4 protein-coding genes and 1 tRNA gene are annotated in these 4,826 nt (G+C 34.4%); 1 reads left to right on the forward strand and 4 read right to left on the reverse strand.

All coding sequences use genetic code 11. From position 1 onward, the window contains the following. Window positions 1-618: 618 nt before the first annotated feature. The 4 genes from NJT12_RS24620 to NJT12_RS24635 all read right to left on the reverse strand — a co-directional run bounded on the left by NJT12_RS24620 (window position 619) and on the right by NJT12_RS24635 (window position 4,314). Window positions 619-1,230 carry a superoxide dismutase gene (locus NJT12_RS24620; protein WP_271338755.1) on the reverse strand — a complete coding sequence of 204 codons (612 nt, stop codon included), beginning with the start codon at window positions 1,228-1,230 and terminating at the stop codon, window positions 619-621. Between the two features lie 138 nt (window positions 1,231-1,368). Next, a complete protein-coding gene (gene pth / locus NJT12_RS24625) occupies window positions 1,369-2,043 on the reverse strand; it encodes an aminoacyl-tRNA hydrolase (RefSeq protein WP_271338756.1) in 675 nt (224 codons plus the stop codon). A gap of 615 nt (window positions 2,044-2,658) precedes the next feature. Next, on the reverse strand, window positions 2,659-3,270 hold the full coding sequence (locus NJT12_RS24630; protein ID WP_042564800.1) for a 50S ribosomal protein L25/general stress protein Ctc: 612 nt from the start codon (window positions 3,268-3,270) through the stop codon (window positions 2,659-2,661). A gap of 102 nt (window positions 3,271-3,372) precedes the next feature. Next, the gene (locus NJT12_RS24635) at window positions 3,373-4,314 is read right to left on the reverse strand and encodes a ribose-phosphate pyrophosphokinase (RefSeq protein WP_271338757.1); all 942 of its coding nucleotides are present in this window, start codon (window positions 4,312-4,314) and stop codon (window positions 3,373-3,375) included. Window positions 4,315-4,544: 230 nt separating this feature from the next. Here NJT12_RS24635 and NJT12_RS24640 point away from each other — a divergent pair. After that, a tRNA-Leu gene (locus NJT12_RS24640) sits at window positions 4,545-4,624 on the forward strand. Window positions 4,625-4,826 lie beyond the last annotated feature (202 nt).

Below are 4,826 nucleotides of genomic sequence, written 5' to 3' on the forward strand. Positions count from 1 at the left end.
GGTTTAAAAATAGAAAAAAAGTTATTTCCGAAAAACATTTTGAGCTTTTAAATTTGCTCAAATATTTTTCAGAATAACTTTTCAACTTACACAGTTAGTGAGACACTACCGCAAGAATATAGCTTTTAAACAGAGAACCTTGCACTCTCTCTTTATCCTCTCCTAATTTTCCTTTATATTCTATCCTCTAGATCCTTTATTCTTTTTTCTTTATCCTTTCCTATTTCCTTTATTCTCCCCTTTACATTCCATCCTCTAGATCCTTTCCTCTTTATTCTATACTCTTTATTCTATACTCTTTATTCTATTCTCTTTATTCCATTCTCTACTCACCTAATTCTATCTTTTTTCTTACTTAGTCGGATATATCTGTCATTCATCAGAAAAGTTTTTCTCATAAGAACAACTCTTCTATATTTACTGAACCATAACATTAGTAGGTAAGTTTATGGTAGATTTGGGGCAAAAAAGGTGGAAGAAATTCCACCTTTTTTATTTTTAAAGAAAATAGAACAAAGAGAATAGAATAAAGATTGAAATGTAAATACAAAAAAAGACGAGCACCTTTCGGCACTCGTCTTTTTTCTTTACTCTTTATTCTATTTTCTCTTAAACAGACTATTTGTCTAAAGCAAATCTTCTAGCCACTTCTGTCCAGTTAATTACACTGAAGAAAGCTTCAATATAATCAGGTCTTCTGTTTTGGTAGTTTAAGTAGTAAGCATGTTCCCAAACATCCATTCCTAAGATTGGAGTTCCACCATTACCAGCAGCTTCCGGCATTAATGGATTATCTTGATTTGGAGTACCTACAACTTCTAGTTTCCCTCCTTTTTGAACAGTTAACCAAGCCCATCCTGAACCAAATTGCGTTGCTCCAGCTTTAGCAAATTTTGCTTTAAACTCTTCAAAAGTTCCAAAAGAAGCTTCGATAGCAGCTAATAAATCACCAGTTGGCAATCCACCACCGTTTGGACTCATTACAGTCCAGAATAAATTGTGGTTGTAAAAACCTCCACCATTGTTACGAACTGCTGCGTTTGATTTATCTAAGTTGATTAAGATATTCTCGATTGTTTTTCCTTCTAAATCTGTTCCTGCAATTGCAGCATTAAGATTTGTTGTATACGCATTATGATGTTTTGTATAATGAATCTCCATTGTACGAGCATCAATATGTGGTTCTAGTGCATCATATGCATAAGGTAATTGTGGTAATTCAAAAGCCATGATATTATGATTTTATGATTTATAATAATTTATACCAAATTTAGACATTTAACTTTGGAATAGAAAATACTATTTCGTTATAATTCCATTTAATTAACTGATAATTTGATTACTTAACAGTTAAATAACTGTAAATCTTTACTTTCCATTAAAAGTTGTCATGGTGTTTTCTAATCCTGCAGTTCCAAATGATTTAATAATTTCTGAAGCTACTTCTAATCGTTCTGGCAATTTTGCCTTTTCTTCTTCGTCCCAATCGCCTAAAACATAATCTACTTGCTGCCCTTTTTTGAACTGATCACTAATACCAAATCTAAAACGGGTATATTCCTGCGTGTTTAAAACCAGATTGATATTTTTCAATCCGTTATGACCTCCGTCACTTCCTTTTGGCTTGATACGAATGGTTCCGAATGACAGGTTTAAATCATCTGTAATGACCAAAATATTCTCTAACGGAATGTTTTCTTTGTCCATCCAGTATTTTACAGCCTTACCGCTTAGATTCATATAAGTGTTTGGCTTAAGCAGGAAAAAGGTTCTTCCTTTGAATTTGTATTCGGCTAAAGCGCCCAGTTTTACCGTTTCAAATGAAAGCCCTTCTTTTTTAGCTAAAAAATCCAGGACTTTAAATCCTATATTATGTCTTGTATTTACGTATTCGGCACCAATATTACCAAGTCCTACGATTAAATATTTTTTACTCACGCTTTTTATATTGTTTTTTGGGTGTTCGTGAACCTCCGGTTTCATATTGTCTGTGTTCTCTTCTTTTTGTGTTGATGAAAACAGTTTTGTTATCCATTTTATCATGTGGCAAAAATAAGATTAATTAGAGAATGTCGCAATTTGTTCATTAGATAATTAGAAAACGTGTCAATGAGATAATTTATTTAGAACCGAAAAGTTCACAAAGAATTGAGAATGGTACGCGGATGACGCAGATTTAAACGGATTTGTGCGGATTTATTATTTGATACTATATTATTATCTCAATTTTTGTGAGGCTGAGCGGAGTCGAAGTGCCGCAAGAAATTCGACAATCTAAAGTGAAATACTTTGCGGACTTCGACTCCGCTCAGTCTGACACACTAGAAACTTTTTCTCCATAGAACCTCAGCATCTTAGTCACTTATAGAAACTACATTTCTTGCTAGCCCTGACAGAAGCGGCATCCTTTTTCTTGCTTCTTTAGCAAGGAAAAGATATAGCGGATGGCAGGAACATCTGGTCTTGAGAAACCTTAAAGTTTCTGCTTCTGAAAAATTTAAAAATTAGAAAATGTGGTAATTAGATAATTTAATCTTAACTGCAAAGCACACAAGAAAGCTCAACTCAGAACCTCAGCATCTTAGCAACTAAGAACCTCTAAAAACAAAAAAAGCACCAATCTTTCGATTGATGCTTTGATATTGAATTTGAAAAAAATTATTTTTTCTTTCCTTTTGCAGGAGCTTTTGCAGCTTTTGCAGCTTCTTGAGCAGCTTTCATAGCAGCACGAGAGATTCTTACCTGAGCAACAACCGTGTTCTCTGGGTGCATCACTTTGTATTCTGGAGAACCAACTTTAGTAACATATAATTTGTTACCCATTTCAAGTGGAGTAATGTCAGCTTCAACAAAATCAGGAAGATCTTTAGGTAAAGCTTTAACTTTTAATTTACGTGTGTTTAAACGTAAAACACCACCTGCAAGAACACCTTTTGATGTACCAACAACTTTTACTGGAACTTCCATAGTGATTTCTTTGTCATCAAATAATTGAAAGAAGTCAATGTGTAAAATTTTATCAGATACCGGGTGAACCTGAATGTCTTGCAAAATTGCATTGAATGATTTTCCTTTTCCAAGCTCAATCACAACTGTGTGTGCGTTTGGAGTGTAAACCAAGTTTTTGAACGCTGCAGCGTCTGCTGAGAAGTGTACTGCTTGATTTCCTCCGTATAACACGCAAGGAACCGCTCCAGCATTACGTAAGGCTTTAGTTGACACTTTTCCCACGCTTTCTCTTTCTGATCCTTTAATTGTAATCGATTTCATTGTAAAAAAATATAGTTATTAATAAATATTCTTGTTTGTTCGTAATAAATTTATCGACATTTCAATACTTAAAGCTTACAGCCTAAAGCATATTGCCATTTATTACATTATAAATTTTCCACTAATGGAATTGTTGTGGTGCACCATGTGCATAACTTCAGCAAAAAGAGGTGCACAACTCACTACTCTTATTTTCTTTGATTCTTTCTTTAACGGAATAGAATCGGTAACTATTAACTCGCTTAATTTTGAGTTTTCAATTTTTTCGTATGCGTCACCTGATAAAATGGCGTGTGTACAAATTGCTCTAACACTTAATGCTCCTTTTTCGATCATTAAATCTGCTGCTTTAGCAAGTGTCCCACCAGTATCGATCATGTCGTCTACTAATATTACGTTACGGCCTTTTACTTCACCAATTAGCTCCATAGTGTCGATAACGTTGGCTGCTTTTCTTTGTTTGTAACAGATTACTACATCTGATGCCAAAAACTTAGAGTAAGCATATGCTCTTTTTGAACCTCCCATATCCGGAGATGCAATAGTTAGATTGTCTAATTTTAAACTTTCTACGTATGGTAAAAAGATTGTAGATGCAAATAAATGATCTACTGGTTTTTCGAAAAACCCCTGAATTTGATCTGCGTGCAAATCCATTGTCATTACTCTTGTCGCTCCGGCAGCATCTAATAAATTAGCTACTAATTTTGCTCCAATCGGAACTCTTGGTTTATCTTTTCTATCCTGTCTTGCCCAACCAAAATAAGGCATTACAGCTGTAATGTGTCTTGCTGATGCGCGTTTTGCTGCATCAATCATTAATAACAATTCCATCAAATTATCAGCCGTTGGAAATGTTGAGCATACGATAAAAACGCGTAATCCTCTGATTGACTCTTCGTATGATGGCTGAAATTCTCCATCGCTATACGTTGACATCGTTACTTTTCCTAACGGAATTCCGTATTGTGCTGCAATTTTTTCTGCAAGATAAACACTTTGTGAACAAGCAAAAATTTTAGCTTCTGGTTCTAGGTGCGACATTATAATTTGTTGTTTTGTAGTTAGTTGTGTGTGCTTCGTTTTAACGAGGTGCAAATTTAGAAAATTTATTGGACACTGAAAGGAAAAATTTAAGTATTTTTAGTAGAACATTTAATTTATTTTTTTACATTTGCACCGTGTTAAAGGAATAAGCACAGTTATGACATCATAATTAACTTATTCTATTGCGTTAAAATAATTGATTTATTAGTTATTTTTTCGTCTGCTAAGCCCGGATGGCGGAATTGGTAGACGCGCTGGTCTCAAACACCTGTGGGAAACCGTGCCGGTTCGACTCCGGCTCCGGGTACTTAAAACCTCTTCTTTCGAAGAGGTTTTTTTGGTTTTATACGGTTTTTATGTTCTGAAAAAAATACGTAATCCACAAAGAGAGACAGTTTGGATGAAGCGCAAAGCTTGGGGAGGAAATGTCAAAATAAAATAAGAACTTTGTAATCTAAGAATTTTATATGACCCCTATAGAACTTTTGAAGTTTATGCTTCCTGATTTT

This window comes from Flavobacterium azizsancarii, assembly GCF_027980145.1.
Classification (GTDB): Bacteria; Bacteroidota; Bacteroidia; order Flavobacteriales; family Flavobacteriaceae; genus Flavobacterium; species Flavobacterium azizsancarii.